The organism is Burkholderia sp. PR2 (assembly GCF_052372875.1).
GTDB classification, from domain to species: Bacteria; Pseudomonadota; Gammaproteobacteria; order Burkholderiales; family Burkholderiaceae; genus Burkholderia; species Burkholderia diffusa.
In genome coordinates this window covers 1,982,707-2,009,556 of record NZ_JBQRWH010000001.1, presented here as the reverse complement: position 1 = coordinate 2,009,556, position 26,850 = coordinate 1,982,707, and the positions used below count along the sequence as shown (strand labels likewise).

Annotated in this window: 20 protein-coding genes and 3 pseudogenes; 17 read left to right on the top strand and 6 right to left on the bottom strand. The window is 68.1% G+C overall.

Annotated elements, in window-relative coordinates; genetic code table 11:
* Nucleotides 1-16: 16 nt before the first annotated feature.
* The 7 genes from ACT2FV_RS08765 (at nt 17) to ACT2FV_RS08735 (ending at nt 6,711) form a co-directional block, all read left to right on the top strand.
* Nucleotides 17-514: a hypothetical protein gene (locus ACT2FV_RS08765; protein ID WP_444503658.1), complete on the top strand. Its 498-nt coding sequence runs from the start codon at nt 17-19 to the stop codon at nt 512-514.
* Nucleotides 514-1,893: a tripartite tricarboxylate transporter permease gene (locus tag ACT2FV_RS08760; RefSeq protein ID WP_124620720.1), complete on the top strand. Its 1,380-nt coding sequence runs from the start codon at nt 514-516 to the stop codon at nt 1,891-1,893. The genes ACT2FV_RS08765 and ACT2FV_RS08760 overlap by 1 nt, the downstream gene beginning before the upstream one ends.
* Nucleotides 1,894-2,150: 257 nt before the next feature.
* On the top strand, nt 2,151-3,194 hold the full coding sequence (locus ACT2FV_RS08755; protein WP_444503657.1) for an alpha/beta fold hydrolase: 1,044 nt from the start codon (nt 2,151-2,153) through the stop codon (nt 3,192-3,194).
* The gene (locus ACT2FV_RS08750; RefSeq protein ID WP_444503656.1) at nt 3,194-3,730 is read left to right on the top strand and encodes a cytochrome P460 family protein; all 537 of its coding nucleotides are present in this window, start codon (nt 3,194-3,196) and stop codon (nt 3,728-3,730) included. The genes ACT2FV_RS08755 and ACT2FV_RS08750 overlap by 1 nt, the downstream gene beginning before the upstream one ends.
* 273 nt (nt 3,731-4,003) lie before the next feature.
* Complete coding sequence (locus tag ACT2FV_RS08745; protein ID WP_444503655.1) at nt 4,004-4,360, top strand: DUF4148 domain-containing protein; 357 nt, start codon at nt 4,004-4,006, stop codon at nt 4,358-4,360.
* 83 nt (nt 4,361-4,443) lie between these two features.
* Nucleotides 4,444-5,235, top strand: coding sequence for an alpha/beta fold hydrolase (locus ACT2FV_RS08740; protein WP_444503914.1), 792 nt, complete (start codon nt 4,444-4,446; stop codon nt 5,233-5,235).
* A 72-nt stretch (nt 5,236-5,307) separates the two neighbouring features.
* Entirely contained in the window at nt 5,308-6,711 is a 1,404-nt protein-coding gene (locus ACT2FV_RS08735; protein WP_444503654.1) for an amidase family protein, read from the top strand.
* 179 nt (nt 6,712-6,890) lie between these two features.
* Here the strand turns inward: ACT2FV_RS08735 and ACT2FV_RS08730 are convergent, their stop codons facing one another.
* Nucleotides 6,891-7,505: a LysE family translocator gene (locus tag ACT2FV_RS08730; protein WP_444503653.1), complete on the bottom strand. Its 615-nt coding sequence runs from the start codon at nt 7,503-7,505 to the stop codon at nt 6,891-6,893.
* A gap of 226 nt (nt 7,506-7,731) precedes the next feature.
* Here ACT2FV_RS08730 and ACT2FV_RS08725 point away from each other — a divergent pair, with 226 nt between their 5' ends.
* Nucleotides 7,732-8,883, top strand: a complete 1,152-nt coding sequence (locus ACT2FV_RS08725) for a porin (RefSeq protein ID WP_124620732.1) — start codon at nt 7,732-7,734, stop codon at nt 8,881-8,883.
* Between the two features lie 66 nt (nt 8,884-8,949).
* Here the strand turns inward: ACT2FV_RS08725 and ACT2FV_RS08720 are convergent, their stop codons facing one another.
* A complete protein-coding gene (locus ACT2FV_RS08720) occupies nt 8,950-9,969 on the bottom strand; it encodes a zinc-dependent alcohol dehydrogenase family protein (protein WP_059601157.1) in 1,020 nt (339 codons plus the stop codon).
* A 127-nt stretch (nt 9,970-10,096) separates the two neighbouring features.
* On the opposite strand from ACT2FV_RS08720, the gene ACT2FV_RS08715 reads away from it, so the two are divergent.
* From ACT2FV_RS08715 to ACT2FV_RS08705, 3 genes and pseudogenes are all read left to right on the top strand, one after another.
* The gene (locus ACT2FV_RS08715; RefSeq protein WP_444503652.1) at nt 10,097-11,050 is read left to right on the top strand and encodes a LysR family transcriptional regulator; all 954 of its coding nucleotides are present in this window, start codon (nt 10,097-10,099) and stop codon (nt 11,048-11,050) included.
* 11 nt (nt 11,051-11,061) lie between these two features.
* Nucleotides 11,062-11,157 (top strand): annotated as a pseudogene (locus ACT2FV_RS08710) (SUMF1/EgtB/PvdO family nonheme iron enzyme); the annotation flags it as partial.
* Nucleotides 11,147-11,308 (top strand): annotated as a pseudogene (locus tag ACT2FV_RS08705) (antibiotic biosynthesis monooxygenase); the annotation flags it as partial. The pseudogenes ACT2FV_RS08710 and ACT2FV_RS08705, both read left to right, overlap by 11 nt.
* 22 nt (nt 11,309-11,330) lie before the next feature.
* On the opposite strand, the gene ACT2FV_RS08700 reads toward ACT2FV_RS08705, so the two are convergent.
* Together ACT2FV_RS08700 and ACT2FV_RS08695 are read right to left on the bottom strand one after the other, a co-directional pair.
* A complete protein-coding gene (locus ACT2FV_RS08700; protein WP_444503651.1) occupies nt 11,331-12,197 on the bottom strand; it encodes a hypothetical protein in 867 nt (288 codons plus the stop codon).
* A 141-nt stretch (nt 12,198-12,338) separates the two neighbouring features.
* Nucleotides 12,339-13,271 carry a LysR family transcriptional regulator gene (locus tag ACT2FV_RS08695; RefSeq protein WP_124901466.1) on the bottom strand — a complete coding sequence of 311 codons (933 nt, stop codon included), beginning with the start codon at nt 13,269-13,271 and terminating at the stop codon, nt 12,339-12,341.
* A gap of 203 nt (nt 13,272-13,474) precedes the next feature.
* Between ACT2FV_RS08695 and ACT2FV_RS08690 the strand changes: the two genes are divergently transcribed.
* The 4 genes from ACT2FV_RS08690 (at nt 13,475) to pdeR (ending at nt 22,235) form a co-directional block, all read left to right on the top strand.
* Nucleotides 13,475-14,248, top strand: a complete 774-nt coding sequence (locus ACT2FV_RS08690) for a putative hydro-lyase (protein WP_444503650.1) — start codon at nt 13,475-13,477, stop codon at nt 14,246-14,248.
* A gap of 236 nt (nt 14,249-14,484) precedes the next feature.
* The gene (locus ACT2FV_RS08685; RefSeq protein ID WP_226115460.1) at nt 14,485-15,783 is read left to right on the top strand and encodes an MFS transporter; all 1,299 of its coding nucleotides are present in this window, start codon (nt 14,485-14,487) and stop codon (nt 15,781-15,783) included.
* 130 nt (nt 15,784-15,913) lie between these two features.
* Nucleotides 15,914-19,552, top strand: coding sequence for a hydantoinase B/oxoprolinase family protein (locus ACT2FV_RS08680; protein ID WP_444503649.1), 3,639 nt, complete (start codon nt 15,914-15,916; stop codon nt 19,550-19,552).
* A 679-nt stretch (nt 19,553-20,231) separates the two neighbouring features.
* Complete coding sequence (pdeR, locus tag ACT2FV_RS08675) at nt 20,232-22,235, top strand: cyclic di-GMP phosphodiesterase (RefSeq protein ID WP_124620746.1); 2,004 nt, start codon at nt 20,232-20,234, stop codon at nt 22,233-22,235.
* A 51-nt stretch (nt 22,236-22,286) separates the two neighbouring features.
* On the opposite strand, the gene ACT2FV_RS08670 is transcribed toward pdeR, so the two are convergent.
* Nucleotides 22,287-23,150: a crotonase/enoyl-CoA hydratase family protein gene (locus ACT2FV_RS08670; protein WP_059601177.1), complete on the bottom strand. Its 864-nt coding sequence runs from the start codon at nt 23,148-23,150 to the stop codon at nt 22,287-22,289.
* 713 nt (nt 23,151-23,863) lie between these two features.
* On the opposite strand from ACT2FV_RS08670, the pseudogene ACT2FV_RS08665 reads away from it, so the two are divergent.
* Nucleotides 23,864-24,529 (top strand): annotated as a pseudogene (locus tag ACT2FV_RS08665) (amino acid transporter); the annotation flags it as partial.
* A gap of 42 nt (nt 24,530-24,571) precedes the next feature.
* On the opposite strand, the gene ACT2FV_RS08660 reads toward ACT2FV_RS08665, so the two are convergent.
* Nucleotides 24,572-24,730 carry a hypothetical protein gene (locus tag ACT2FV_RS08660; protein ID WP_174909089.1) on the bottom strand — a complete coding sequence of 53 codons (159 nt, stop codon included), beginning with the start codon at nt 24,728-24,730 and terminating at the stop codon, nt 24,572-24,574.
* A gap of 210 nt (nt 24,731-24,940) precedes the next feature.
* Here ACT2FV_RS08660 and ACT2FV_RS08655 point away from each other — a divergent pair, with 210 nt between their 5' ends.
* Nucleotides 24,941-26,827 (top strand): DUF3857 domain-containing transglutaminase family protein, encoded by a 1,887-nt coding sequence (locus ACT2FV_RS08655; RefSeq protein WP_444503913.1) that lies wholly within the window; start codon nt 24,941-24,943, stop codon nt 26,825-26,827.
* Nucleotides 26,828-26,850 lie beyond the last annotated feature (23 nt).

Here is a 26,850-nt window from a genome sequence, read left to right as displayed (position 1 = left end):
ATCAAGGAGGAGACACATGGAACAGACCGGTTCAAGCGCCGTATCGGCGGTGCCGCATCGCGGACGGCCGTCCGCGCATGTCGATGCGTCGGCCGACACGCTCGTCGAGGTGTGGGGCGACACGGTCGCCACGAAACACCTGGCATGGTCGGTCCTGCTCGGCGTCGCGATCAGCCTCGGCGCCTTCGAGGCCGGCCGGTTCGCACTCGCGTCGTTCGTGCAGGATGCGGCCATCGCGCGGGCTTATGCAATGCTGATCGGCCTCGGCGGCTGCCTGCTGGGCGGCGTGCTGTGCGCGTTGCTGTTCAAGCCGAAGCGCACGGTGATCGAGCACGCGGCCGGCGGCCCCGAGCGCGACGAAGCGCTCCGGCAACTTGCCGAAGCATCGGGCGGCCTCGGCTCGGCAAGCGACTTGTCACCGAGTGCGCGTGCCGAAATGGAAGAACTCGGGCTGCTCGACCTGTTCGCTTCCTACGAAGCGTCGTCCGCGCGGGCGCGCACGGGAGGCCGCTGATGGACGCATTCGTGCATGCGTTGCCGTCCGCGCTGGCGATGGGGCTGCTCGGCGCGATCGTGTTCTCGGGCATCGGCCTGATCTCCGGCACGGACGAAACGACGACGATCGCACCGCTTACGCTGCTCGTCGCGCTGCTCGGCGTGCCGCCCGCCGGTGTGTTCACGTTCTTTCTCGCGGGCGCGGTGGCCAAGCACATCACGCATTCGATCCCGACGGCCCTGCTCGGCATTCCCGGCGATACGATGGCCGCGCCGCTGTTGCAGCAGGCGACGCTGCTGCGCGCGCTCGGCGTACCGCACATCGCGCTGCGCAAGATGATTTCCGGCGCGATCGTCGCCGCGTTCGTCGCGCTGCCGCTCGCGGTGCTGTTCGCGTCGCTGCTCGCGCCGTTCGGCACGGCGATCGCGAAGGCCGCACCGTGGGTGTTCCTCGCGGCAGCGGTCGGCATCGCATATTTTTCGGCGGGGCGCTGGGCGTCGGTGCTGCTGCTCGTGCCGTTCGTGATGCTGGTGGTCGGGCTGCAGGCGCTGACCGGTCGTTACGGCGTGAAGCTGAGCGTCAGCTACTTCCTCGGGATCGCGATCGGTCCGTTGGTCGCCGACCTGTTCTCGATCCTGTCCCCGGCCGAGCGGCGGCGCATGCGCCGCGACGGGCCGTCGACGTTCGTGCTCGCGCCGGACGTGAAGGGCTGGCGCGGTTACTTCCCGAATCCGCTGAAGGTGCTCGACCGCGAACAGGTCGGATGGACGGTCGGGACGGCCGTCGTGTCGAGCGCGACCTTCGTGTTCAGCCCGGTCGCGATGACGGTGCTGATGGGCGAGATCGTCGGCGCGCGCGTGCGGCATGCGTATCAGCGCCTGACGACCGTGATCGCCGCGCGCAACGGCGTGACCGAGGCGACCTACATCGCGGAGGCGCTGATTCCGCTGATCGCGTTCGGGTTGCCGCTGAGCCCGGTGGCGGCAGGGCCGGCCGCGCCGCTGTTCAATGCGCCGCCGCGCTTCACGGTCGACGCGGCGAGCGGGCAAATTCACAACCTGCATACGCTGATGAGCTGGCCGGAGTTCCTCGGCTACGGCCTGCTGTCGATCCTGCTGGCCGCGCTGATCGCGTATCCGCTCGCGATGCACCACGCGCACCGCGCGGCGGCGTTCGTCGCGCGCAAGCTGAGCCACGAGGCGATCATCGCGACATTCGCGGGGCTGATCGTCGTGATCGGCGTGTGGGAAGGGCAGTTGCCGGGGCTCGCGGTGATCGTCACGGTCGGCCTGTTCGGCGGGATGCTGTCGCGCCTGTTCGCATTCAACACGGGCGTGCAGTTCATGGGGTATTACGTCGCGGTGCTCAGCGTGCCGGCGATCGTCAAGCTGTTCTGAAGCGCCGGCGCACGGGGTCGCGTGTGCCGCGCGGCCCCGGGACGCGCCGTTTCGCAGGCGATTTTTGAATCGCTGTATGTCGTACCGGAACACAGATACGTTGGGATACAAAGCCTCCGGATGGTTCGGATATAAAACCGGTGAAGCGATTCACAAGGGCGGCGCGGTGCCACGTGCCGCCGCCGTGAACGGCGATACCTGAACGCCCGCACGTGCCGCGGGCCACTTCCTTAGCGATCGACAATGGAGAACGCGTCATGCCTGATACCGTGAATACCCGCCGCCGCCTGATTCTGGGCACGACACTCGCCAGCCTGAGCCTCGCCGACCTCGGGTTCGGCTCGCTGGCACGCGCGCAGTCGGCGCCCGATGCGTCGACGCCGAAGCGCGCGGCCGGCGCGGCCTCGCTCGGCAAGATCCACCAGATCGACGCGGGCGTGCTGAACGTCGGGTATGCGGATCTCGGACCGAAGAACGGCCCCGTCGTGTTCCTGCTGCACGGCTGGCCGTATGACATCTACAGCTACGCGGAAGTCGCGCCGCTGCTCACGGCGGCCGGCTATCGCGTGATCGTGCCGTACCTGCGCGGCTACGGGTCGACGACGTTCCGCTCGGCCGACACCGTGCGCAACGGCCAGCAGGCTGTGACGGCCGTCGACATCGTCGCGCTGATGGATGCGCTGAAGATCGATCGCGCGGTGTTCGGCGGCTACGACTGGGGCGCGCGCACGGCCGACATCATCGCGGCACTCTGGCCGCAGCGCGTGAAGGCGCTGGTGTCGGTGAGCGGCTACCTGATCGGCAGCCAGGAGGCGAACCGCAAGCCGCTGCCGCCGCAGGCGGAATTCCAGTGGTGGTATCAGTTCTACTTCACGACCGAGCGCGGCGCGCTCGGCTACGCGGCGAATCGCGACGCATTCAACAAGCTGATCTGGCAGCTCGCGTCGCCGAAGTGGCAGTTCTCCGACGAAACCTACGCGCGCAGCGCCGCATCGTTCCAGAACCCCGACCACGTGGCCGTCGTGATCCACAACTATCGCTGGCGCCTCGGGCTTGCGAAGGGCGAAGCCCAATACGACGACATCGAGCGGCGGCTCGCCACCGGCCCGGCCATCACCGTGCCGACGATCACGATGGAGGGCGACGCGAACGGCGCGCCGCATCCGGAGCCTGCCGCTTATGCGAAGAAGTTCACGGGCAAGTATCAGCACCGGACCATCACCGGCGGCATCGGCCACAACCTGCCGCAGGAAGCGCCGCAGGCATTCGCGGATGCGATCCTGCAAGTGGAACACCTGTGATGCGGGCAGATACGGGTGCGTTGCGCCGCGGCGCGCGCCGTGCGCTCGTCGCGGGCGCGCTGCTGGCGGGCGCGTGGTCGGCGAGCGGTCCGGCCGTGTTCGCGGAGCCGCCGAAGCCGGCGGCATCGCCGATCTACGGCGTGACGATCCCGCCCGGCTACCGGAAGTGGGAAATGGTCGCGCCGGCCGAGGAAGCGGCGCCGCTCGACGAATTGCGCGTGGTCCTCGGCAATCCCGTCGCGATCCGCGCGCTCGAACGGTCGACGCTGCCGTTTCCGGACGGCACGATCCTCGTGAAGCTCGCGTACAAGCGCAAGCAGTCCGAAGAGTTCGCGCCGGCGACGGTGCCCGGCCAGGCGACGACCGTGCAGGTGATGGTGAAGGATTCGCGCCGTTACGCGTCGACGGGCGGCTGGGGCTTCGGGCGCTTCATCAACGGCGTGCCGGCTGATATCGGTCAGCACCAGACCTGCTTCGCGTGTCATCAGGCGCGCGTGAAGAATCACGATTTTGTGTTCACGCGGCTTGCGCCCTGATGTGACCTGACCGGATCGGTCTGACGGAAAGGCGTGCCGCGCGTGGCACGCCTTTTTTCATGGTGGGGGCGGGCGATGTGTTGGTTACCGGGTTTGTATCGCACTGTATCGGGAACCGCTGCGGAAACATCGGATTGCACAACGCCCCTGTTTCGGAAACATGCCGGATACGTGAGCGGGTTCTACTGTCGACATGCAGCAAACGTTCGGTGCGAGACGTTCGCACCGGATGCCGAGTGATCGATACCCCAACTTCCTCCAAGGAGAAATCTCATGAAAGCCGCTCGAATCCTCGCAGTTGCCGTGCTCGTTTCGATCCCCGCATTGTCGTTCGCCGATACCGGCCACGGCCTCACGCGTGCCGACGTGCGCGCCGACCTCATCCGGCTCGAGAAGGCCGGCTACAACCCCGCCGGCAGTGAAGCGCATTACCCGGACGATATCGCCGCCGCAGAGAGCGCCGTCGCCGCGGCGCAGCAGGTGGCACGCTCGGACCAGAACGGCCCGTCGAAGTCGCAGGACGACAACGTGGCTGCCGTGTCGGCGCCTGCCACCGGCTACGCCGCGGCCGACAAGCGCGCCGCACGGAACGCGCGGACGGACACCGACGATCTGTACGCGCATTCGTGATGCAATCGCCGCGCCTGCCGCGCGCGGGCGCGGCCGCATCGGAAACACTTCAGATGAACGACACGACGGAAAGGAGCATGAAGATGATCGGTTTGACGAAACGGGTTCTGGTGTCCGCGGCGGTGCTCGGCGGGCTGTTCGGTGCGGTCGCGGCGCAGGCCGCGCCGAAGGAAGACCTGAAGGGCACGAACGTCGTGCTCGTGCACGGCGCATTCGCCGACGGGTCGAGCTGGAACCGCGTGATTCCGCTGCTCGAAGCGCGCGGCCTGCACGTCGTGTCGGTGCAGAACCCGCTGAGCTCGCTGGCCGACGACGCAGCCGCGACGAAGCGCGCAATCGACGAACAGAAGGGTCCCGTCGTGCTGGTCGGCCATTCGTGGGCCGGCGTCGTGATCAGCGACGCCGGCAACGACGACAAGGTGAAGTCGCTCGTCTACGTCGCGGCATTCGCGCCGGACAACGGCCAGTCGATCGCCGACGTCACGCAGGGGTTGCCGGCCCCGTCGTGGGCCGGCGAACTGCGCAAGGACGGAGGCGGTTTCGCGACGCTGTCGGACAAGGCGATCGCGCAGGATTTCGCACCGGACCTTCCGCCCGCGCAGCAACGCGTCGTCGCGGCGACGCAAGGGCCGTGGTACGGTGGCTGCATCTCGGAGAAGGTCGCGCAGGCCGCGTGGCATGCCAAGCCGTCGTCGTTCGTCGTCACGACGCAGGACCGGATGATCGATCCGAAGCTGCAAGAGGCGATGGCGAAGCGGATCGGCGCGACGGTCACGCGCGTGAACGGCAGCCACGTCGCGATGCTGAGCCAGCCCAAGGCCGTGGCCGACGCGATCATCGCGGCCGCGGAACGTGCGAAGCAGGATGCGCAGTGAGTGAATGCGGCGCCGCGTGGCGGATGACGTGGCGCCGTCGGTGATTGTGATGTCCTTTCACGAGGAGAAGTCATGACGCAGCAACTCTGGCAACTGTCGGCGACTGAAATTGCGAAACGCGTGCGGCAACGTGAAGTGTCCGCGCGGGAAGTGGCGGATGCCGCACTGGCCCGCCTCGACGCGGTGAACCCGGCGATCAACGCGGTGGTCGAGCATCGCCCCGACGACGTGCGGCGGCAGGCCGACGACGTCGATCGCGCGATCGCCCGCGGCGACGATCCGGGCCCGCTTGCCGGGGTGCCCGTGACCGTGAAGATCAACGTCGACGTCGCGGCGTTCGCGACGACCAACGGCACGCGGTTGCAGGAAAACCTGATCGCGAGCGCCGACAGCCCGTCGGTGTCGAACCTGAGAAAGGCCGGCGCCGTGCTGCTCGGCCGCACCAATTCGCCGACGTTCGCGCTGCGCTGGTTCACGTCGAACCTCGTGCACGGCCATACGTACAATCCACGCAACCGTTCGCTGACGCCGGGTGGTTCGAGCGGCGGCGCGGCGGCTGCCGTGGCCGCCGGGATCGGCCCGATCGCGCTCGGCACCGACATCGGCGGCTCGGTGCGTTATCCGGCCTATGCGTGTGGCGTGCATGGCATCCGGCCGTCGCTCGGGCGTGTGCCGGCATTCAATGCGTCATCGCCGGAGCGTGCGATCGGCGCGCAACTGATGTCGACGACGGGGCCGATCGCACGCTCGATCGACGATCTCGCGCTGGCGCTGCGTGCGCTCGCCGCACCGGACCCGCGCGACCCGTGGCACGTGCCGGTGCCGATCGACGGTCGCCCCGTGCCGAAGCGCGCGGCGCTGTGCGTGCGTCCGCGCGGTCTGGAAGTCGTGCCCGGGGTCGAGGCCGCGCTGCGCGATGCCGCGCGACGGCTCGTCGACGCGGGATGGGCGGTCGAAGAAATCGACGATACGCCGCCGATGCGCGAGGCCGCGCTGTTGCAGGAGCAACTCTGGCTCGGCGACGGATTCGATGCGCTGGCAAACGCGGTGGCAAGCGACGGCGATCCGGGCGCGGCCGCGGTGATCGCCGCCGTGCGCGGCAAGGTGCGCGATCTGCCGGCCGACGTGATCAGCCGTGCGCTCGTGCGGCGTACGACGCTGACGCGGCAGTGGCGCCTGTTTCTCGACGAATATGCGGTGTTGTTGTTGCCGGTGTCGTCCGAGCTTCCGTTTCCCGACGATCTCGATCGGAAAGGGCCGGAAGCGTTCGAGCGCGTATGGGAAGCGCAGCTCACGCTGCGGGCGCTGCCGGCGATGGGGCTGCCGGGGCTCGCGGTGACGACCGGGATCGTGAACAACGTGCCGGTGGGGGTGCAGGTGGTTGCCGCGCATCATCGCGAGGATCTGTGCTTGCTCGCGGGGCGTGACATCGAGGGGCGCGGCGCGCCGATCGTAGCCGTCGATCCGGTACGCTGATGCGGTGACGGGCGTGGTGCGTCGACGATGCGTCACGCCCGTCGGCCATCGATCCATCGAAGCGCGCCATTCGACCCGGCGCGCGATTTCATTTCGGATTCCGTTTCAACGTGTGGCGCATCGCGTGCAAGGTGTCGCAAGTTGCCATTTTCCGTGGCGATGCGGGGCCGCAATGGCGCTCAGCGCCCTGCCAGCATCCGCCCGCCGAGCCCCATCAGCAGCAGCCCGGCCGTCGTGTCGAGCACGGCCTTGCGCCGGATCAGCAGCCGGCGCACCGACGGGTGCGACGCGAGTAGCGCCATCGTGCAGTACCACGCGCCCGAAATTCCGATCGACAGCGCGACGACCGCGAGATCGAACCACGCCGGCGCATGGGCCGGCACCATCAACGCGAAGATGCTGCCGTAGAACGCGACGGATTTCGGGTTCGTCATGCTGACCACGTAACCCTTCTTCGCGGCATGCCAATCGGAGGACGCGGCCGGAGCGGAAACGGCGAGCGGCTGGCGCGCGGTCAGCACCATTTTCAGGCCGAGCCAGATCAGGTACGTGGCGCCCGCGAGCCGCAGCGCGCTGTGCACCCAGGCGACGTGGGTGACGAGCAGGCCGAGGCCGGCAACCGCGATCGCGGCCCAGGTGCCCGATGCGGCTGCGAGGCCGAGCCCGGTCATCACGCCGGCGCGGCGCTGCGCGACCGCGGTCGACGTGACGATCACGAAGTTCGGGCCAGGGCTGGCCACGCTCAGGAACAGGACGCCGGCGAGCGGCAGCAGGAGGGCGATGGTGGTCGACATGGCTTGGGCGGCGAAGCGACGGAAGGAGCGTTCATCTTACCCGAGCGCGACGCTCCGGCCGTCGCACGGCTGTTACCGCGATTGTTGACGGCGTTGGAAAGGTCCAATCCAGAAAGAGCAATAGGTGCCGCGAATATGACCGATTATTCTCCCGAGCGCTATACCGGCAGGCGGACACGAATGCTGTCGGACTGCTTACAAAATCAATCGCTCAGGGAGGCCTTTCATGAAACGCATCGTCGTATCCGGTGGTGTCGGCGCGGTATTCGTCTTGACCGCGGCATCGTCCGCATTTGCGCAGAGTTCCGTCACGTTGTATGGCCTCGTCGATACGGCGATCCGTTATCAGACGAATGCCGGCCCCGACGGGAAGGACCTGATCGGAATGACGGTCGGTCCCGAAACGCACAGCCGCTGGGGCTTGCGCGGCAGCGAGGATCTCGGCGGCGGCCTGTCGGCGATCTTTCGTCTGGAGAACGGTTTCGAGCTCGGCGACGGCAAGCTGCACGTCGCGAACACGCTGTTCAGCCGGCAGGCATACGTCGGCCTGTCGAGCGACCGGTACGGCTCGCTGACCTTCGGCAACCAGTACGCCCCGCTTTACGACACGATGGGCGACGTGTTCGATCCGATGACCGTCGGCGACTACTGGCAGGACAGCTGGGCGTACAACGGCATCGGCAATTACCTGACGGTGCCGAACTCGGTGAAGTACAAGTTCTCGTACAGCGGCTTCAGCGTCGATGCGATCTACGGGTTCGGCAATCATGCCGGCGCGATGGGCCTCGACAGCACGTACGGCGTCGAGCTGACCTACGCGCAAGGGCCCGCGTCGATCAACGCCGGCTACCAGCAGACCTCGGTGTCGTCGGTGAACGGCAGTTCGGTCAACGGCGCGAAGGTGAGCTTCGTGCACGTGAGCGGCGCGTATCAGGTCACGCCGTCCGTGCGCCTGCTGGCCGGCTGGCTGCACGGTCAGGACAAGACGGGCACGACGGACTTCAACATGCAGCAGGCCGGCGCGCCCACGCTCGGCGGCGGCAGCCCGAATCGCATCGACGATACGTTCTACGTCGGCGCGAACTGGCAGGCCACCGCACCGCTGCTGATCACGGTGGCCGGCTATTACGGCCATGCGCGCAATGCGGAGCGGCTCGACGGCACGCTCGGCTCCGGGATCAACTACTCGGCGACCGTGCTGGCCGAATATGCGCTGTCGAAGCACACCGAGGTGTACGGCACGGTCGATTTCGCACGCGGCAACGGCGCGTTCGCGGCCGACTATCCGGGTGCCACCAACCGGCTCACCGGCAAGGTCGACCAGATCGGCAGAACCAACAACGTCGGGGCCGCGATCGGCCTGCGCCAGATGTTCTGACGACGGCGCGCGCGGCTGGCGCGAAGCGTGCGGCGAGGAGAAGGCGGCGTGCGCCGCCTTCATCCGTCACGACGCGACGCGAATCACGACCTTGCCGAAATGCTGTCCCGACTGCAGGCAGGCATAGGCCTGCGGCGCTTCGTCGAAACCGAACACGCGATCGACCACCGGCTTGATCCGTTTCGCGTCGACGAGCCGCACGACGTCGTCGAGCATCGCGCGGCTGCCGACCATGAAGCCGTGCAGCTTCCGGAAGCCGCCGATCAGCGAAAGCAGCCCGAGTTCCGGGCCGCCGAAGCTGCTGAGGCCGCCGATGACCGATACGATGCCGCCCATTTTCGTCGCGGCGACCGAGCGCGCGAGCGTATCGCGTCCGCCGACTTCGATGACGAGATCCGCGCCCGCACCGTCGGTGAGCCGCAGCACTTCATGCTGCCATTCGGGTGTCGTGCGGTAGTTGATCGTTGCGTCCGCACCGAGTGCGCGAGCGCGTTCGAGCTTTGCATCGCTCGACGAGGTCACGATCGTGCGCAGTCCGGCCGCATGCGCAAGCTGCAGCGCGATGATCGATACACCGCCCGTGCCGAGCAGCACGACCGTCGCACCCGGTCCCAGCCCGCCGTCGACGAACAGCGCATTCCACGCGGTGATGCCCGCGCACGACAGCGTTGCCGCCTCGTCGTAGTCGAGATGCGCGGGAATCGCGACGAGCGCGGTTTCGTCGGAGACGAAGCGTTCCGCGAGCACGCCGTCGAAATGCGAGCCGGGTGACCCCGAGACCTTCCGCGGCGTGGGCGGCCCGTCGATCCAGCGTGGGAAATACGTGTTGATCACGCGATCGCCCGGCTTGAACCGCGTGACGTCACGACCGGTTTCGACGACTTCGCCGGCGCCGTCGGCGACGGGTATCAGCGCTTCGGTGCCGATGCCGAGATAGTCGCCGCGCGCGAACATCAGGTCTCGATAGTTCAGTGCGGCCGAGTGGATCTTCACGACGACGTCGGTCGGCCCGACCGGGCGAAGCGTCGCGTCGACGCGGCGGAGCCCGGCAATGCCGTCCCCCGGTTTGATTTGCCATGCATGCATGTCGACTCCTTTTTCGAGATGGACCGGACTATCATAGTGTTGCACAGCGGGACGCATTGGCGAGAATTCGGCCAACGATTGTCGCCATAGCGGACACAAACTTGTCATCTCACTGGAGCGGAATTGCATGGACGAGCGGCTGAGAGGCATCGCCGAATTTGTCGACGTCGTGGAGTCGGGCAGCTTCGCGGCGGCGGCGCTGCGCCTCGGCATGACGCGCTCGGCTGTTGCGAAGATCGTCGCGCGGCTCGAACAGCGGCTCGGCGCGCGGCTCTTGCAGCGCACGACGCGCCAGATCGGCTTGACCGACGAAGGGCTCGTCTATTACGAACAGTGTCGGCGGTTGCTGGCCGAACTCGGCGAGACGGAAGCCGCGCTCGACGCGGGCCGGCGCGAGCCGACGGGGCGCGTGCGGGTCAGCGTGCCCGTGCTGTTCGGCCGGCAATGCGTGGCGCCCGTCGTGCGCCGCCTCATCGAGCGCCATCCGCGGCTTGAAATCGACGTGTCGTTCAGTGATCGCGTCGCCGATCTCGTCAACGACGGCTTCGACATCGCGGTGCGTATCGGCCCGCTGGCCGACACGAGCGCGCTGGTCGGCCGCAAGCTTGGGGTGCAGCGCATGGGCATCTGCGCGTCGCCGACCTATCTCGATCGTCATGGCCGGCCGTCGGGGCTCGACGAACTCGCACTGCACGACGGCATCGCCTATTCGCGCGGCGGGCAGCCGACGCCGCGGCGCATCATCGGCGCGGACGGCGCGGTGCACGACCATCGCCCGGCAGGCCGCCTGCGATTCGACGACCTGCAGGCGATCGCAGACGCGGCGGCATCCGGCGCGGGCCTCGCGTGGCTGCCGTGCTGGCTGATGGCGCCCTACGTGCGCGACGGCCGTCTCGCGCTCGTGATGGACAGCGACAGCGTGTCGGGCGCCGAAGTGTTCGCGGTGCGGCCGGCGTCGCGCAACGTGCCGATGAAGGTGCGCGTCGTCATCGATGCGCTCGTTGACGAGATTCCGCGCATGCTGGCGTCGGACGACGCGGACGGCGAGCGCGTGCCGCAGCGCATCGTCCACGCTTCGTAGCCACGACGCACGCGCGCGCGTTTGCGCACAGGTTCGGCCGCGACCTGCCGACCGAAGCCGAATGGGCATGCGCGGGCAAGGCCGGTCGCGACGACGCATCGCTCGACACCCGGCTACCTCGGCGAGGAGGCATGGGAGAACACCGAGGCGGGGCCGATCCGGAACGTTTGCTACCGGGAATCGGAAGCCGCGCTGCAACGGTTGATTCGGCATCCCGCGCATCTGGAAGCGAAGGCGAAGCAGGCACACTTCCCGGACGTTCGCGTGAACGACGCACCGTTCAGTTTTCGCGTTGCTGGGCGACGTCGCGCGGCGCGTCCGTCTGCGTCGCGCGCTCCCAGATCGGGAACATCGCGTTCTGTACCGACGTCTGCGCGTCGATCACCTTGCGATGATCGATGCCGGGCAGGTCGAGCAGCCGGTCGACCGCCGCCTTCGCGCCTTCCGCGTCCTGCGGGAACGCGCAGGCAAGCTGCTTGCGCGTGTCGAACAGCATCCACCACACGTCCGACACGAACGGCCCCTGGTCGTTGGTCTCGATCGCCACCGCGCCGAGTGCGGACAGCGCGATTCCGCGTATCGCGCCTTGCGGGTCGATTGCGCTGATCTGCGTGTCGGTCGCGGTGACGGTCCATCCGCCCGGCTTGCCGATCGAGCGGATCGGCACCGTGCCGGCATTCGACGCATCGGCGGCGCCGTTTTCGGCCGCGGCGGAAACCTCGCCCGCCGCGACAGCGCCTCTCATCTTGCGCTCACCGACCCACGGCAATGCCGCCGCGCCGACCATCGCCGCGATCCACAGGTAGTACCCGAATCCGAAATCGCTGATCGTTTCGACCCGTGCGTCGGTCGGCAGCGTGTGCCACGCGAGCGCGAGCACCACGACGATGCCGAGCAGCCCCGACACCGTCCGGTTCGGCTTGACCAGCGCGGCGACGAGCAGCGGATTGCCGAGCCAGGCGAACTGCAGGTCGAGCATCCCGAGCCAGCCGAGCGCGAGCACCGTGTAGCCGTGCCACCAGCTCACCGCACCGGCCCCATTGGGCGGCTCGGCGAACGCGGGCAGCAGCAGCGACGCGACATACACGGCGATGACGACGATGCGCGCGCGTTTCAGGGAAGGAGGTGAAGCGGTGCGGGTCTGCATGTCTGCCTTCTTGTTTCTTGTCGTGCAGGGGCGTGCGAAACGATGAATGCCTGACGGCCATGCCGGCATTCACAAAGCGAAGCGGGTGTCACAAGTGTCGAGTGCGATTGTGTGCGATTCGCGCGGCGATGTCGAACCACCTCAAAGCGCCTCGACCAGCAACCGGTTGCTCTTCTCGCAATACTCGTGACAAGCGGCCCGCGCCGCGATCGACGCCCCGTGCACGAACTTCGGCGCGTCCGCCCGCCGCGACATCGACACGACGATCGACGGCGGCGACGGCTGCAGCGGTAGCTCGACGACCTCGCCGCTGGCGATCAACGCATCGACGAACAGCACCGGAATTGCCGCCACGCCGTAGCCGTCGCGCACGAGCTGCACGATCACCGAGATCGACGGCGAGCCGGTGATGCGCGTCTCCGACAGCGGCACGCCATGCGCGTGCGCCAGCGTGCGCACGATGTCCTCGAGCGCGCGGTGGGGCGCGGTGCCGCGACCGTAGGTCAGGATCGGCTGGCGCAGCACCTGCCGTGCGAGGCCCGTGCGCGTGGTCGGTAGCAGCCCCGCGCGCGCGATCCAGCGCACCGGATAGTTCGCGAGCGCGTCGCAGACGACCGATGCCTCGTCGCTGCCTTCCACGCGAATGATCAGGTCGAGTTCGCCGGCCATCAGCCGGCGCTGCAGCACGACGCTGACGTCGACGGTCAGGTCGATCTCCAGCTGCGGATAGTCGGCGGCGAGGCGGCGCAGGTAATGCGGCAGCCAGCTGTGCACGACCGTCTCGATCACGCCGAGCCGCAGCTTGCCGCGCAGCGCGCTTTCGCCGGCAGCGGCGGCCTGCAGCTCGTGCGTGGCCTCGACGACGGCCTTCGCATAGCCGAGCAGATATTCGCCGTTCGGCGTGAGCCGGAACTCGCGGCTGTCGCGATCGACGAGCACGGTCTGCAATTCGTCCTCGAGCGCCTTCAGGCGCTGCGAGATCGCGGCCGGTGTCGCGTGCAGTGCGGCGGCCGTCGTGCGGAAGTTGCGCAGCTTCGCGAGCGTGACGAAGGTTTCGAGGAAACGCGTGTTCATGGCGATCGGGCGGACGGTGGATGCGCAGCTTGCCGGTGAAGAAAAGTGAACGGGACCGGGGAAAACCCCGAGATCCGTTAAGAAATTCTATACACGCGGTGCAAAAAAACTCGTTGGCGACGAAATTTTTTCTTTTCTATTCTTCGCCGTATCCGCTGACGCAACCGTCATCCCGACGACATATCGATCTGCCAACGACCATCATGACGCCTACCGAATTCCGCCAGTCCGTACGCAACGGCGCATTCCGCAGCCCGACGGCCGGCCAATGCGGCCCGTTCGCGCAAGCGAACCTCGCGATCCTGCCGGACGCGTACGCGCACGATTTCCTGCGCTTCTGCCAGGCGAACCCGAAGGCGTGCCCGCTGCTGGGCGTGGGCGAACCGGGTGCGTTCCGGCTCGACGTGCTCGGCGAGGATCTCGACATCCGCACCGACGTGCCGAGCTACAACGTATACCGCGACGGCCGCCTGACCGAGCGGGTCGAATCGATCGAAGCGCTGTGGCGCGACGATTTCGTCGTGTTCGCGATCGGTTGCTCGTTCTCGTTCGAGGACATGCTGGCGCGCGAAGGGATCGGGCTGCGCCACATCGAGGAGGGGCGCAACGTGCCGATGTACCGCACGTCGATTCCGAATCGCCGCGCGGGGATCTTCGGCGGCCAACTGGTCGTGTCGATGCGCCCGCTGCGCGGCGCTGACGCGGTCCGCGCGGTGCAGATCACGAGCCGGTTCCCGGGCGTGCACGGCGCGCCGGTCCATATCGGCCATCCGGGTGAGCTCGGCATCGCCGATCTCGGCGCCCCCGATTTCGGCGACGCGGTGACGGTGCGCGACGACGAACTGCCGGTGTTCTGGGCGTGCGGCGTGACGCCGCAAACCGCGCTGATGGAGGCGAAGCTGCCGCTCGCGATCGCGCATACGCCCGGCTACATGCTGATGACGGACATCACGAACGCGTCGCTGGCCGTGTTCTGATCCGGCTGGCGCCGGCGGCCCGCACGGTTGCTGGTCTGGCCCCGACGGGGCGGCGCGCCGCGACCGCAGACGATCCGGCCGACCGGAGGGCGGCGCGCAGCCGCAGCCCGGCGATCGCTAGCACGACGTACGACACACCACGCACCACGCACCACGCACCACGCACGACACGCACGACACGCACGACACGCACGACACGCACGGTTTCGACCGCACATTTCGACAGGAGCTTCACCATGGAAAGCAAGACCCTCGCGGCGCCCGCCGCCGACCCCTCGGGCCCCGCGCGCAACGGCCTGTTCGGATGGTATGCGGACGCGCAGCCGCGCGAGCGACGCGCGTTCTGGAGCTGCAAGGTTGGCTACATGCTCGACGGGATGGACACGCAGATGCTGTCGTTCGTGATCCCGACGCTCGTCGCGACCTGGGGCATCTCGCTCGCGGACGCCGGCTTCATCGGCACGATGACGCTGCTCGCGTCGGCGGCGGGCGGCTGGATGGCGGGCATCCTGTCCGACCGGATCGGCCGCGTGCGCACGCTGCAGCTGACGGTGCTGTGGTTCGCGGTGTTCACCGCGCTGTGCGGGCTCGCGCAGAACTACCACCAGCTGCTCGCGGCGCGCGCGCTGATGGGCTTCGGCTTCGGCGGCGAATGGACGGCCGGTGCGGTACTGATCGGCGAAGTGATCCGCGCGCGCGATCGCGGCAAGGCGGTCGGCCTCGTGCAGTCGGGCTGGGCGATCGGCTGGGGGCTGTCCGCGCTGCTGTATGCGCTGCTGTTTTCGGTGCTGCCGGCCGAGCAGGCCTGGCGCGCGCTGTTCCTCGTCGGCCTCGCGCCCGCGCTGCTGGTGGTCGTGATCCGTCGCTACGTGAAGGAGCCCGACGTCTACGAGAAGGAGAAAGCCACGCAGGCGAAGGTGGCGGACGCGCCGCGCCTCACCGAGATCTTCGCGCCGAAGCTGCTGTCGACGACGCTGCGCGCGGCGCTGCTGACGACCGGCGCGCAAGGCGGCTACTACGCGATCACGACCTGGCTGCCGACGTTCCTCAAGACCGAGCGGCACCTGACCGTGATGGGCACCGGCGGCTATCTCGCGATGATCATCCTCGGCTCGTGGGTCGGCTACCTGACGAGCGCATACCTGACCGACCGCCTCGGCCGCAAGCCGAACTTCATCCTGTTCGCGGTCGGCTCGATGGTGATCGCGTTCTCGTACACGTCGCTGAACCTGACCAACGCGTCGATGCTGTGGCTCGGCTTCCCGCTCGGCTTCTTCGCATCGGGCATCTTCTCCGGGATGGGGGCGTTCCTCACCGAACTGTTCCCGACTCGCGTGCGCGGCTCAGGGCAAGGCTTCTGCTACAACGTCGGCCGCGCGATCGGCGCACTGTTCCCGTTCCTGATCGGCGCGCTGTCCAAACAGTACGGGCTCGGCATGAGCATCGGCATCTTCGCGGTCGCCGCGTACGGCGTGGTGATCGTCGCCGCGCTGACGCTGCCTGAGACGCGCGGCCGCGAACTCGACGCTGCCTGACCAACCCCGGCGGCAGGGCCGCCGGCCCTTCGTTTTTCTTCCCCCTCGATCGACACCGTGACACGGCGCGCGACGCGCGCCGTGCGGCGGCGCTCGTCTTTCGAATCAACGACGCATCGAGTTCATCGCCATGACTGATCGACACATCTTCCCCGTTTCCTCCGACGCCGCGCGCTGGCAATTCTGGATCGACCGCGGCGGCACCTTCACCGACATCGTCGCGCGCCGGCCCGACGGCTCGCTCGTCACGCACAAGCTGCTGTCGGAGAACCCCGAGCAGTATCGCGATGCGGCCGTGGCCGGCATCCGCCACCTGCTCGGCCTCGCCGACGGCGAGCCGATTACGCCCGAACGCGTCGACATGGTGAAGATGGGCACGACGGTGGCGACCAATGCGCTGCTCGAACGCAAGGGCGAACGCATTGCGCTCGCGACGACGCGCGGCTTTCGCGACGTGCTGCGCATCGCGTACCAGAACCGCCCGCGCCTGTTCGACCTCGACATCGTGCTGCCCGATGCGCTGTACGAGACCGTCGTCGAAATCGACGAGCGGATCGGCGCGCACGGCGACGTCGTCGTGCCGCTCGACGTGCAGGGTGCGCAAGCAGCGTTGCGCCGCGTGTTCGACTCGGGCGTGCAGGCACTGGCCATCGTGCTCATCCACGGCTATCGCTACACGGCGCACGAACGCGCGCTGGCCGACCTCGCGCGCCGGATCGGCTTCACGCAAGTGTCGGTGTCGCACGAGGTGTCGCCGCTGATGAAGATGGTGTCGCGCGGCGATACGACCGTGGTCGACGCGTACCTGTCGCCCATCCTGCGCCGCTACGTCGAGCAGGTCGCGCACGAGATGCCCGGCGTGAACCTGCAGTTCATGCAGAGCAGCGGCGGCCTGACGCGCGCCGATGCGTTCCAGGGCAAGGACGCGATCCTGTCCGGCCCGGCCGGCGGCATCGTCGGAATGGTGCGCGCCGCGCGCGCGGCCGGCTTCGACCGCGTGATCGGCTTCGACATGGGCGGCACGTCGACCGACGTGTCGCACTACAACGGCGAATTCGAGCGCGTGTTCGAGACGCAGGTGGCCGGCGTGCGGATGCGCGCGCCGATGATGAGCATCCACACGGTCGCGGCCGGCGGCGGCTCGGTGCTCGGTTTCGACGGCGCGCGCCTGCGCGTCGGGCCCGAATCGGCCGGCGCGAACCCGGGGCCGGCCGCGTACCGGCGCGGCGGCCCGCTGACGGTGACCGACTGCAACGTGATGCTCGGCAAGATCCAGCCCGATCACTTCCCGCGCGTATTCGGCCCGCATGCGGACGAACCGCTCGACCGCGACGCCGTGGTCGCGAAATTCGCCGCGCTCGCCGACGAGATCCACGCGGCGACCGGGCGGCGCGACACGCCCGAGGCGCTGGCCGAAGGGTTCCTGGAAATCGCGATCGGCAGCATGGCGAACGCGATCAAGAAGATCTCGGTGCAGCGCGGCCACGACGTGTCGCGCTACGTGCTGATGACGTTCGGCGGCGCGGGCGGCCAGCACGCGTGCGGCGTGGCCGACGCGCTCGGGATGACGCAGGTGTTCGCACATCCGCTCGCGGGCGTGCTGTCCGCCTACGGGATGGGGCTTGCCGACCAGACCGCGATGCGCGAGCGCGCGGTGGAGGCCGTGCTGTCCGATGAATCGTTGCCGGCGCTGAATGCCGCGCTCGACCGGCTGACCGACGAAGCCGTCGGCGCGCTGCTCGAACAGGGCGTGCCGCCGGAGCGCATCGCGACCGAGCGTCGCGTGCACCTGCGCTATCAGGGCACCGATTCCGCGCTCGACGTGCCGGCCGGCAGCGTCGCGGCGATGCAGCGGGCGTTCGAAGCCGCTTACCGGCAGCGTTACGCGTTCCTGATGCCCGGCACGCCGCTGGTCGCCGAACTGGCATCGGTCGAGGCGATCGGCCGCTCCGATGCGCCGGTCGAGATCGCACCGCTCGTGCCGCGCGACGAGGGCGCGGCGCCGCACGCGCACGGCGCCGTGCGTTTCTATTCCGGCGGCCAATGGCATGACGCGGCGCTGTACGTGCGCGACACGCTGCTCGCCGGCGACGCGATCGATGGCCCCGCGATCGTCGCGGAGAAGAACGGCACGACCGTCGTCGAACCCGGCTGGCGCGCGCGGATGACCGCGCAGGGCAATCTCGTGCTGACGCGCACGACGCCGCTGCCGACGCGCCGCTCGCTCGGCACCGACGCCGACCCGGTGCGGCTCGAGATCTTCAACAACCTGTTCATGTCGATCGCCGAGCAGATGGGGCTGCGGCTGCAGAACACCGCGTATTCGGTGAACATCAAGGAGCGGCTCGACTTCTCGTGCGCGATCTTCGACGGCGACGGCAACCTGATCGCGAACGCGCCGCACATGCCCGTGCACCTGGGCTCGATGGGCGAGAGCATCCGCACGGTGATCGAGCGCAACCGCGGCCGCATGCGCGACGGCGACGTGTTCATGCTGAACGACCCGTATCACGGCGGCACGCATCTGCCGGACGTGACCGTCATCACGCCGGTGTTCGCGGACGGCTCGGACACACCGCTGTTCTACGTCGGCTCGCGCGGCCACCACGCGGACATCGGCGGCACCACGCCGGGCTCGATGCCGCCCGATTCGACGCACATCGACGAAGAGGGTGTTCTGATCGACAACTGGCAGCTCGTGTCGGCGGGCGCGCTGCGCGATGCCGACACACGCGCGCTGCTCGCGTCGGGCCGCTATCCGGCGCGCAACGTCGAGCAGAACATGGCCGACCTGCGCGCGCAGATCGCGGCGAACCAGAAGGGCGTCGACGAACTGCGGCGGATGGTCGAGCAGTTCGGCCGCGACGTCGTGCTCGCGTTCATGCGACACGTGCAGGACAACGCGGAGGAGGCGGTGCGGCGCGTGATCGGTGCGCTGCAGGACGGCGCGTACCGCTATCCGCTCGACAACGGCGCGGAAATCCATGTCGCGATCCGCGTCGATCGCACGGCGCGCCGTGCGGAGATCGACTTCACCGGCACGTCCGCGCAGCTCGACAACAACTTCAACGCGCCGAAGGCCGTCTGCATGGCCGCGGTGCTGTACGTGTTCCGTACGCTGGTCGGCGACGACATCCCGCTGAACGCCGGCTGCCTGAAGCCGCTGACGGTGATCGTGCCGGCGCGATCGATGCTGAACCCCGAGTATCCGGCGGCGGTCGTGTCGGGCAACGTCGAGACGTCGTCGGCGATCACCAATGCGCTGTACGGCGCGCTCGGCTGCGTCGCATCGAGCCAGGGAACGATGAACAACTTCACGTTCGGCAACGATCGCTACCAGTACTACGAGACCATCGCCGGCGGCAGCGGCGCGGGCGACGGTTTCGCGGGCGTCGGCGCGGTGCAGACGCACATGACGAACTCGCGGCTGACCGACCCGGAGGTGCTCGAATGGCGCTTCCCGGTGCGGCTCGACTCGCATCGGCTGCGCGCGGGCTCCGGCGGCGGCGGACGCTGGCGCGGCGGCGACGGCGCGGTGCGGCGGATCCGCTTCCTCGAGCCGATGACCGCGTCGATCCTGTCGAACAACCGGATCCACGCACCGTTCGGCGCGGCGGGGGGCGAGGCCGGCGCGCTCGGCCGCAACACGATCGAGCGGGCGGACGGCACGGTCGAGACGCTCGAGCACGTCGGCCGCGCGCAGATGGCGCCGGGTGACGTGTTCGTCGTCGAAACGCCGGGCGGCGGCGGTTACGGCGTGGCGGGCTGAGCGGCGCGGCGAGGCAATGCAACGCGCGGAAGCGGTGCGGCGGCGCGCCCGCCGGACGGTTTTTGCGCGTCGCGGCCGGGTAATCGCACCGGTTCCATCACATGCCGCCGCCGTGCCTGCGCGAGGCGGCGATATAGTCGCTCGCACTGATCGGCCCGCTATTGCACGAGTCATGGGAATAATGACGCGCATTCCCGCATGAGCGGAAATGGAAATTCCCCATTCCGCGTGCCGCCCAACGCGATCCGACCCCGCCAGAAGGCAATTGGGGGCAGATCGTTGACGGGCGATGGCGATTCCCCGAAAACGCCCGCCTGGCAAGGCGCGCCGAGGGATCCGCCGGCCCCGCTCAGGGCCGCTGCGAGCACCCGCGCGCCGGTCGCCGATCACGAAAAATCCCGCGTGCCAATCGAGTGCCGATTCCTTGACACCCCGTGTCAAATGTGAGTGCCAATCCTTGTCGTCATTTGATAAGATGGCTTCCATCATTCGCTTGGAAACCTGCGCGCGACATGCGCGAACGCCGGTTCGCATTGGTTGGAAACAAGTACGGAACGAGGGCCGCTGGCACAGTCATCACGACTGCCCCGCCGGGTACCCGCGCAGCGCGCCCGGGGATCGGTGGCGGCCGGCTCGCCTCCGTCTACACTGTGCGTTTTTTCTGGATCGGGGCGTGTCCATGGATGACGAAAACGATAGCGCCGTGCTCGAAGCGCATCTCGGTACGCGTAGCCCATGCTGGCGTCTCGGCAGCGACAGCAATGCGCTCGAACTGGCCGCCGTTCGCGGCATGACCAATGTCGCGGTGGCACTGACCGGCGAGCAGGCTGCGCGGATCCGCGTGCTGACCGGCGTCACGTCGCACCTCGTGCTCGAACTCGCGCTGTTCGGCGATCCGGTCAGCCTCCATCTGGTCGGCCGGAAGGTCGATACCGCCAATTGGGCCGGCACGGCCTCCGCCTATTCCGATACCGCGTCCGTCGCGAGCGACCTCGCGCACGGGCTCGCGTTCGCCGAGCAGGTCGTGTCCGAAGTGAATTCGCTCGTCGTGATCCTCGACCGCAACGGCATGGTGCAGCGCTTCAACCGCCTGTGCGAGGAAGTGACGGGCAAGCGCGAGGTCGACGTGATCGGCCGCAGCGCGTTCGAGCTGTTCATGAGTCCCGAGCAGGGGGCGCAGTCACGCAGCAACATCACCGGCTTTTTCGAGAGCAACCGCTCGTTCGCGGTCGAGCGCTACATCAACACGGTCAACGGCCCGCGCCTGTTCCAGTTCCGCAACAAGTTCGTGCAGAGCGGCAGCGGTGTCGACGAGCAATATCTGATCTGCTCGGGCATCGATGTCACCGAGGAGCGCAAAGCGCAGCAGCGGCTCACCGAGCTCGCGAATACCGACGTGCTGACCGGCTTGCCGAACCGTCATGCAATCAGCGAGCGCATTCGTGTCGCGCTGGCCGCGGACCGCACCGACGTGCGCGGCCAGGTCGGCATACTGTTCCTCGATCTCGACAACTTCAAGCGCGTCAACGACCACTACGGGCACATCACCGGCGATCGCCTGCTGCAGGACGTGTCCGCGGTCATCGGCGGCTGCCTGCCGTCCGGCGCGACGCTCGCGCGGCTCGGCGGCGACGAATTCCTGGTGCTGTTCGAGCACGGCACGCGGCCGCTGCTCGAGGCGACCGCGCAGATCATCCTCGAGCGGCTGCGTACGCCGATCCACCTCGGGCTGGTGGAGGTCTACACGAGCTGCTCGATCGGCATCGCGATGTATCCGCAGCATGGCGATTCGCTCGAAACGCTGATCCGCAGCGCCGACACCGCGATGTACGTCGCGAAGGAAGAGGGCAAGCATACGTACCGCGTGTTCTCGCTGGAGATGAACCAGAAGGTCGCGAAGTACATGTGGCTCGACACGAACCTGCGCAAGGCGCTCGAGGAAGAGCAGTTCGTGCTGCACTACCAGCCGGTCGTCGACATCGCAACCGGCGACGTGCACAGCGTCGAGGCGCTGATCCGCTGGCAGTCGCCGGATCGCGGGCTCGTCGCGCCGATCGAGTTCATCCGTTTCGCGGAGGAGTCGGGGCTGATCGGGCCGCTCGGCCGCTGGGTGATGCGCACCGCGGCCGCGCAGGCCGCCGCGTGGAAGGCGAAGGGGCTCGGCGTGCGGATCGCGGTGAACGTGTCGGCGCGGCAGTTGCAGGACATGAACATCGTCGACCAGTTCGCGTCGATCCTCGACGGCGCGGGGCTGAAGCCGAGCCTCGTCGACATCGAGCTCACCGAAAGCAGCTTCATCGAGGACGAGGAATCGGCGCACGAGCTGATGAAGCAGTTCCGCCAGCTCGGCGCGGAGATTCACCTCGACGATTTCGGCACCGGCTATTCGTCGCTGTCGCAGTTGTCGCGGCTGCCGCTCGATTCGATCAAGCTCGATCGCACCTTCATCACGGGCATCGACCGCAACCCGCGCTCGCAGGCGCTGGTGCGCTCGGTCGTGTCGCTCGCGAAGGCGCTCAGTTTCTCGGTGGTCGCCGAAGGTGTCGAGACGCACGCGGAAGCCGAATTCCTGAAACAGATCAACGTCGATCACGCGCAGGGGTTCTACTTCGCGCGGCCGATGCCGGCCCAGGCGTTCGAGGCCTGGCTCGCGGAAACGAGAAAGCTCAGGCTGATCGCCTGAGCTCCACCGCATGACGGGCGCCGCTGCTTTCGCGGCGGCGCTTCGCTCACATCACACCGTGCGCAGCTTCGACACGCGCCGGTTCTGCAGCATCACCAGACGTTCCATGTAAGCGAGATCCTTCGGCTCGATCGTGAACGCCGCGTGAACCCATTGCTCGGTGATGTCCATCAGCTCTGAACGCGTGAGATTGAACACGCGCTCGCGTGCGCGCAGCATCGCGCGGATGCCGTTCAGCTTCGGCTTCATCACGTCGATGAAGGTGCGCGTTGCGAGATACGCGTCGCCCGCGTCGAACGTCTGGTCGATCAGCCCGCGATCCTCGTACCACTCGGCCGCATGCGCCTCGCCGGACGAGATCAGCGATTCCGCGACCCCTCGGTCCGCCTTCCGTGCGACCAGCGAATAACCGCCCATGCCCGGGAACAGGTTGAACGCGATCTCGGGAAAGCCGAGTTTCACGCCCTTCTGCGCGAGCATGTAGTGGTGCGCGAGGGCGGCCTCGAAGCCGCCGCCCAGCGCGCTGCCCTCGACCATCGCGATCGAGATCGAACCGGTGCCGAAGCCCGTGTAGATCTCGTACACGCCGTCGATGCACGAGCGCGCGTAGGCCATCAGCTGGTCGCGGCGGCCGCTGCGGATCGCGTCGACGAAGAAGCTCAGGTCGCCGCCGACGTTGAACAGCTCGGGGACGAGCGAGCCCGTCACCCAGAAGTCGAACGGCAGGCCCGAGTCGCGTGCGACGCGCGCGAGATGGATGATGTCGGTGACGAGTTGCTGGTTGAAACACGGCCGCGGCTCCGATCGCAGCATCATCCACATGACGTTGCGGCCTTCTTCGTAGAACGCGGTCAGTTGCGTGAGTTCGCCGGCTTCGTAAAACGGACGGCACGCCGGATGGGATTGGAGTTGCATGGTATGTCCTCGTGAGATGTGGTTTTCAAGAACCGCCGCGGCCGGCGTCGTGGAAACATGCCCCCGGGCGGCGCCGGCCGCGAGGCACCGCCATTGTTGCGCGCGCACAAATGTCGAATTGCGCGGAGCAACGCATGAACGGGACGCGAGTGGGCAGCGCGTTCGGCGCGAACCGTGCGAGCCATGCGAATGACGCAATCGATGTGATCGTTCGGCGGGAAAACGACGACGAGGAAGGCCGGGATTGGGCGCGGGGTCCGGGGCGCGCGGCGGTGAGGGTGGTCGGTGTGACGATGCGGTGAGCGTTCGCGCGACCGGGCCGTCGGCCGGTGCGGTTACGCGGCCGAGGGGCGGCGCGACATGTCGGTCGCTTACGCGTTGAAAGCGGCGCCGCGCCGTCGGTCGCGTCTCATGGAATGTGCGGACTGGTGCGGCGGCCGGGCGTCGGCTAGCGTTAGAGGATGACGCCGCCGCGCCCGGCGTTCCGGGAGGGGACCATGACCGCATTCCAGAAGATGTGGCAGCTGCTCGTCGGAAAGCCGCTGGACCCGCTCGATCCGCGCACGCGCCACGCGATCGCCGTGACGCCGTTGCTGGCCTGGGTCGGGCTCGGCGCCGACGGGTTGTCGTCGTCGTGCTACGGCCCGGAGGAGGCGTTCCTCGCGCTCGCGCACCACACGCCGCTCGCGCTGTTTCTCGCGTGTGCCACCGCGGCGACCGTGCTCGTCATCACGCTGGTCGAGAAATTCACGGCCGGCGGCTGGCTCACGGTGCTCGTGACGAGCGCGGTGATCGCGCTGTGCTTCATGATCAACCGCCACTACGCGTACACGCGCGCGCAGCTCGCGAAGGAGGACGCGCTGTTCTCGGGGGCGCCGCCGGAAGTCGACGAAGCGACCGCGCCCGGCAAGCCCGATCCATCGCAACCGACGGCCGTGCTGCTGGTCGGCAAGCATCGCGGCGCGAGCATGCATGCGCTGCTTTGGGTCAACCGGCTGTTTCCCGGGCACTTCCGCAACGTGATCTTCCTCGCGGTCGGCGAGGTCGATGCGAAGGCGTACGACGGGCACGAACATCTCGAACGGCTGCGTCACTCGATCACCGAAGCGCTCGAATACTACGTCGCGCACTGTCGCCGCCACGGCATCGCCGCCGACTACCGGATCGCGTTCGGTACGAATCCCGTCGTGGAATTCATGAACCTCGCATCGTCGACGCTCGACGACTATCCGAACGCCGTGTGCTTCGCGAGCAAGCTGATCTTCAGGCGCGTGAATTTCCTGACCGCGTGGTTGCACAACCAGACACCGGTCGAGTTGCAGGCGCGCCTGCATGTCGAGGGCAAGCAGATGGTGCTGCTGCCGATGAACGTCGGGTAGCGGTGGCGCGGCAAGCGCGTGAGCGACTGCCGGTGGCAGCCGTCAGGGTTGATGATGCCGATGCGGGCGGTTGGGCCGCCGCAGCGGCGGATGACGGAATTTGGCTCTCAGCCGGTCGCGCCCCGGACGCTTGACGAAGAACAGCACGGCGAGCGCGACGAACGCCAGCAGCACGACGATTTCCACGATCCCGTTTTCCATGGTGCCTCCTCGTCGCGCGCGGACGCACGCGATGACGCTTCCATGTCTCATTGTAGGTCGGCGCGCAACGGCTTGACGCGTGCGGATGCGGCGCCCACACTGGCCGACACGAGGGGTGCGCGGTCAGCCCTGTCCGCTGCGTGACCGCGCTTTCCTTGAACCGCGACGAGGTGCGATGTGGTGCGCTTTTCTGTCGGCCTGGCCGGCTGGATGCTGGCATGCGCCGCCGCGTTCGGCGCATCGAATGCCGTCGGTGCGACGCCGGGCGCGGGCCCGGCCGTGGACGCAGCGAACGACGTGGCCGACGAAGCGCCCGTCACGCTCGTCAGCGATGTCCACGAATTCGTAATTCAGCACGACGGTTCGCTCGACGAGCACGACGATTCGACCTTGCGCGCGAACAACGCGAACGGCATCGATGCGGTCGCGCAGCGCTACGTGTGGTTCGACAAGAACCTGGAGAAGGTCGACCTGCTCGCGGCCGAGACGATCGATCGCGACGGCGTCGCGCATCCGGTCGGCCCCGACGGCATCCGCGACGTCCAGGAGCCGCGCTCGGCCGGCGCGCCGACGTTCCAGGACGGGTTGCTGCGCACTGTCGTGTTTCCGGGCATCGAAGCCGGTTCGAGCACGCGCGTGGCGTTCCGCAAGACGCGCACGAAGCCTGTCAATCGCGGCTACTTCGGCTATTACGTCGAGCCGTCGCGCGAACCGGTCGACAATCAGCGGTTGATCTTCGACGTACCAGCCGACATGCCGCTGTATGCGGACGCGCGCGGCTACGTCGCGCTACCGCCCGTGACCGCGAACGGCCGCACGCGCTACGAATTCGACTACCGGCACGGCCCTTACGAGCGCATCGAGAGCGGCGCGGTCGGCTACCCGACCTACGGCGACCGGCTCATGGTGTCCACCCTGCCCGACCACGCGGCGTTCGCCGCGCGCTACCGCAACGCGGCCGTCGACCCGAGCGCAAACGATCCGGCCGTCGTGCAACTCGCACGCGCGCTCACCGCCGACGCCGCCGATCCGCACGACAAGGCGCGCATCCTGTACGACTGGGTGCAGGCGAACGTGCGCTACGTCGCGCTCTTTCTCGGCGAGACGGCCGCCGCGCCGCATCGCGTGACCGACATCCTGCGCAACCGCTACGGCGACTGCAAGGACCACGTCGCGCTGTTCGGCGCGTTGCTCGCGGCGGTCGGCATCCGCAGCGAACCGGTGCTGATCAATCTCGGCTCCGTGTACACGCTGCCGTCGGTGCCCGGTTACGGCGGCGGCGCGATCAATCACGCGATCACGTGGCTGCCCGATCTCGGCCTCTACGCCGACACGACGACGGCCGGCATCGCGTTCGGCTACCTGCCGCCGATCGTGATGGATCGGCCGGCGCTACTCGTCGACACCGGCGTGCTGTCGCGCACGCCCGCCATGCAGCCGAAGCGCCGCACCGCGCGCGTGGCGATCGATGCCGCGCAACCGGGCGCCGCGCGGTTTCACGCGCTCGTCGAGGACGACGGCTGGACCGCCGAGCTCGAACGCACGCTGTTTCGCCGCGCAGCGCCCGACCGCATCCGGCAGCTCGCGAACGAACGCCTGCGGCAAAGCGGGCTGCGCGGTAGCGCGCGGATCACGACGAGCGATCGCCGTGCGACGGGCGGCCCGTTCGATGTGACGTATGACGGCACGCTCGATCACTTCGTGTGGCCGGACGGCACGACCGCCGTGCCCGTGCTGTCGAGCCTCACGGGCGGCATCGCGACGCAGGTCGAGGGCTGGCTGGCCGAACCCGTACGCACGCAGCCGTGGACGTGCATCGGCGGCCGTTTCGAGGAGACCGGCCAGATCGCGCTGCCGGCCGACGTTGCGGTGAGCGACCTGCCGACCGATGCGGCCGTGCACGACCGCTTCGTCGACTTCGCGTCGCATTACGTGTTCGATGCGGCCACGCGCATCGTGCAGGTCACGCGGCGGATGACGGCCGAATTCGGCCGCCAGGTCTGCACGTCCGACGAATTCACGGCGCTGCGCGCGTCGCTCGAACGCATCGAACGCGACACGCAGGCGCAGATCGTCGTGCGGGCGAAAGGGCATTGAGCGGGCAGCGGCAATGAGCGCGT